3 protein-coding genes are annotated in these 4,446 nt (G+C 70.2%); 1 reads left to right on the top strand and 2 read right to left on the bottom strand.

Going from position 1 to position 4,446, the window contains the following annotated elements; all coding sequences use genetic code 11:
• The coding region (locus tag A612_RS12330) for a DUF445 domain-containing protein (RefSeq protein WP_019374776.1) at positions 1-732 on the bottom strand (732 nt) is incomplete at its 3' end.
• Positions 733-808: 76 nt separating this feature from the next.
• Positions 809-1,954 carry a pyridoxal-phosphate-dependent aminotransferase family protein gene (locus A612_RS12325; RefSeq protein WP_019374775.1) on the bottom strand — a complete coding sequence of 382 codons (1,146 nt, stop codon included), beginning with the start codon at positions 1,952-1,954 and terminating at the stop codon, positions 809-811.
• 216 nt (positions 1,955-2,170) lie between these two features.
• Here A612_RS12325 and A612_RS12320 point away from each other — a divergent pair, with 216 nt between their 5' ends.
• The gene (locus A612_RS12320; RefSeq protein ID WP_019374774.1) at positions 2,171-4,237 is read left to right on the top strand and encodes an ATP-dependent helicase; all 2,067 of its coding nucleotides are present in this window, start codon (positions 2,171-2,173) and stop codon (positions 4,235-4,237) included.
• Positions 4,238-4,446 lie beyond the last annotated feature (209 nt).

The raw sequence follows: 4,446 nt of genomic DNA, 5'->3' as shown, positions 1-4,446 counted from the left end.
CGGATGCTCGCGCCGCAGCCACTGCAGCAGCGTCTCGGCAACGAAGGCGCGCGTCTCCGGCTTGCGCACGCTCTCGCCCAGGCGCGCGAGCAGCGCATCGACCAGCGCCTGGTGTCGCCCCTCGTGCGTGAGCGCCGCCAGCGCCGCCGCCATGGAGCGCGAGATGTCCAGCTGCCCGACCAGCGCCCGTGCCGCGCGGGCCAGGAAGGCCTGGATGCGCTCGTCCTCGACCGTGTCGAGCGCCGTCAGCGCCAGGCGCGCCACCTGGCGACCGAGCAGCTGGGCATTGGCCGGCGCCGTGAGCCACTGCGCCAGCAGGTCGGCCGGGTCGTGGCGGCGGATCAGCGCGACCAGCGAGGGCGCATCGAGGAACTCGTCCCGCACGAAGGAAGCCAGGTTGCCGCCGATGCGGTCCTTGTTGCGCGCGATGATGTCGGTGTGGCGGTGCACCAGCGGCAGCGGGATGCGCCGAAACAGCGCCGAGACGGCGAACCAGTCGGCCAGCGCCCCCACCATCGCCGCCTCGGCGACGGCGCGCAGGCAGCTGACCCACAGGCCCGGCGGCAGGACATGCGTCAGGGCAAAGACCAGCACCATGACCAGCAGGCCGGTGGCCTGGCGCTTGGCGCGTGCCAGCTGGCGGGCGTGGTCCGGGGAAACGGCGGAGCTGGCGGGCAGCGAGGCCGCGCCCGGGCCCCGCGGGGAAGGCTCCTCCGTGGTAGGTGCGTGCATGCCGCCTAGCATAGGGCGCAGCCGCTGCCGCCGTCCATGGGAACCGTGTAGGAGACGGGCCGGCCCGCCCGTGCGCTCAGGCCGCCTGCGGCACGCCGATGCGATCGAGCGCGGCGCGCAGGTGCCCCACCGTGCGCTCGACGTTGTGCCATTTCTCCAGTCCGAACAGGCCGATGCGGAAGGTCTGGAAGTCCGGGCCCTCGCCGCATTGCAGCGGCACGCCAGCGGCGGTCTGCAGGCCGGCTTCCAGGAACTTCCTGCCGCTCTGGATGCCCGGGTCGGTGGTGTAGCTCACGACCACGCCGGGCGCCTTCCAGCCCTCGGCCGCCACGCTGGGAAAGCCGCGGCCTTCCAGCAGCGCGCGCACCTTGGCGCCCAGCTCGATCTGCTCGGCGCGCACCCTGTCGAAACCATAGTCGCGCGTCTCCAGCATCACGTCGCGCAGCCGCACCAGCGCGTCGGTGGGCATGGTTGTGTGGTAGGCATGCTGGCCTTTTTCATAGCCCTCGGCGATCTGCATCCATTTCTTCAGGTCGCAGGAAAAGCTCGAGCTTTGCGTGTGCTCGATGGCCTCGCGGGCGCGCTTGGAGAGCATCACCATGGCGCAGCAGGGCGAGCCGCTCCAGCCCTTTTGCGGCGCCGAGATCAGCACGTCCACGCCGCTCGCCTCCATGTCCACCCACATCGCCCCCGAGGCCACGCAGTCGAGCACGAACAGCGCGCCCACCTCGTGCGCGGCGGCGCTCACGGTGCGCAGGTAATCGTCGGGCAGGATGATCCCGCTGGCGGTCTCCACGTGCGGGGCGAACACCACCTTCGGCCGCTCGGCGCGGATCGTGGCCGCCACCTCCTCGGCCGGGCACGGCGCCCAGGGCGCCTGGCTGCCGCCCTCCTGCTGGCGCGCCTTGCAGACCACGGAGCCACCGCCTAAGCCCTTGTCGGCGTCGAAGATCTGCGTCCAGCGGTAGCTGAACCAGCCGTTGCGCACGATCAGCACCTTCTCCCCGTTGGCGAACTGCCGCGCCACCGCCTCCATGCCGAAGGTGCCGCTGCCGGGCACGAGGACGGCAGTGTGCGCGTGGTAGACCTGCTTGAGGGTCTGGAGGATGTCCTGCATGACGCCGACAAAACGCCTGGACATGTGGTTGAGCGCGCGGTCGGTGTAGACCACCGAGAATTCGAGCAATCCGTCGGGATCGATGTCGGGAAGCAGTCCGGGCATGGGTCTTTCTCTGCAGGAGGGGATACGCTGGTGCCGGGCGGCTGGCTGCAGGCCCGGGGAAACTGTCCAGCTTAGCACGCAGCCAAGCCCACGGCGGCCGCGCGGGCAGCCCGCTGCCGACCCCCTCGGCCCGACCGCCAAGGCGCCCCGACTATCATCGCCAGCCCTGCCCCGGCGCGCTGCCCGCCGGTGCGCACTCCTGTTTTCCCTGCTCCCATGTCCGGTCTGAACCTCGCCCAACTGCAAGCCGTGCACTACACCGAAGGCCCCTGCCTGGTGCTGGCAGGCGCCGGCTCGGGCAAGACGCGCGTGATCACGCACAAGATCGCGCGGCTGATCGAGACCGGGCTGCCCCCGAAGCGCATCGCCGCCATCACCTTCACCAACAAGGCCGCCGCCGAAATGCGCGAGCGCGCCGCCGGGCTGATCGGCCGCCAGGCTCGGGACGTGCTGGTGTGCACCTTCCACGCCCTGGGCGTGCGCATGGTCCGCGAGGACGGCCACGTGCTGGGCCTGAAGCCCAATTTCAGCATCCTGGACCAGGACGACGTCACCAGCATCCTCAAGGACTGCGCCGGCGGCACGGCCGATGCCGCCACCGCGCGCCAGTGGCAATGGGCGATCAGCGCCTGGAAGAACCAGGACTGGGACGCGCGCCGGGCGCTGGCCATGGCCCGGGACGACCACGAGCGCAGCACCGCGCTCATCATGCAACGCTACGAGGAGCGCCTCACCGCCTACCAGAGCGTGGATTTCGATGACCTGATCGGCCTGCCCATGCGCCTCTTGAAACACCACCCCGAGGTGCGCGAGAAATGGCAGCGCGTGCTGGGCCACGTGCTGGTCGATGAATACCAGGACACCAACGCCACGCAGTACGAGCTGCTGAAGCTGCTGGTGGGCGAGCGGGCGCGCTTTACCGCCGTGGGCGACGACGACCAAAGCATCTACGGCTGGCGCGGCGCGACGCTGGACAACCTGAAAAGACTGCCCGTCGACTTCCCGCAGCTCAAAGTCATCAAGCTGGAGCAGAACTACCGCTCGACCAGCGCCATTCTGCGCGCCGCCAACCACGTCATCGGACCGAACCCCAAGCTGTTTCCGAAAACCCTGTTTTCCGAACTGGGCGAGGGCGAACCGGTGCGCGTGGTCGATTGCGACAACGAGGAGCACGAGGCCGAGCGCGCCGTGGCGCGCATCCTCTCCCTGCGCGCCGCCGCCAACCCGCCGCCGGCGTGGAAGAGCTTTGCCATCCTCTACCGCGCCAACCACCAAGCCAAGCCCTTCGAGAAGGCCCTCAGGAAGGCCAACATTCCCTACAAGGTCTCGGGCGGCACCTCGTTTTTCGACCGCGCCGAGATCCGTGACCTGTGCGCGTGGTTTCGGCTGTGGATCAACAACGACGACGACCCGGCCTTTCTGCGCGCCATCACCAGCCCGCGGCGCGGCATCGGCCCCAGCACGCTCGCCGCGCTGGGAACCTTCGCCAGCCAGCACCGCAGCAGCCTGTTCGGCGCGCTGTTCAACGGCATGCTGCCGGCGGCGGTGCCAAAGCGCGCACTCGACGGGCTGCTGGAGTTCGGCCGCACCATCAATGCGCTCGAGCACCGCGCACGCCACACGCACGGCCATGAGGCGGCGCGCGCCTTCCTCGCCGACTGGCTCCAGGACATCGGCTACGAGCAGCGCCTGCACGACAGCGAGGACAGCGACAAGGTCGCCGCCGCGCGCTGGGGCAACGTGCTGGAATTCTGTGACTGGATGGCCCAGCGCGCGGGCGGGCAGATCGACGACGCCGGCGGCGCCACCACGCAGCGCGAGACCAGGAGCCTGCTGGAGGTCGCGCAGACCATCGCCCTCCTGTCCACCATCTCCGAGCGCGAGCAGGACCAGGACATGGTGGTGCTCTCCACCCTGCACGCCAGCAAGGGCCTGGAGTGGCCGCACGTCATCCTGGCGGGCGTGACCGAAGGGATGCTGCCCTTCAAGCTCGACGACGACGAGGGCCGGCAGCAAAAAGTCACCGAGGACATCGCCGCCCGCCTGCAGGAAGAGCGCCGCCTGATGTACGTGGGCATCACCCGCGCCCAGCGCACGCTCGCCGTGAGCTGGACCAAGAAGCGCAAGAAGGGCCGCGAGATGGTCGCCTGCCAGCCCAGCCGCTTCATCGCCGAGATGAAGCTGGACGCCCGCACCGCCCGCGAGGACCCGCGCGAGAAGCTGCGCCAGCTGCGCGCCGAATTCGCCGCGCGCGCCGGCGCCCAGGCCCAGCCCGGGGGCTGATCACCGGGCGGCCCGGCGTCCTACAGCGGCATCCCCGGGAAAACACCGAAAATGCGGCGCTTTGCGCGCCGCGCTTCACCTTCCCTGTCCATGAGCCCCACCACTCCGATTCGCACCCGCCTTGCCCTGGCATCCGCCGTGCTGGCTGCCGCCCTGCCCTGGGCCAGCCGGGCGCAGGACGCCGCGCCCACCCCGTTGGCCACCGCCGA

This window comes from Melaminivora alkalimesophila (assembly GCF_000282995.1).
Lineage (GTDB): Bacteria > Pseudomonadota > Gammaproteobacteria > Burkholderiales > Burkholderiaceae_C > Melaminivora > Melaminivora alkalimesophila.
This window is presented reverse-complemented; position numbering and strand designations above follow the sequence as displayed.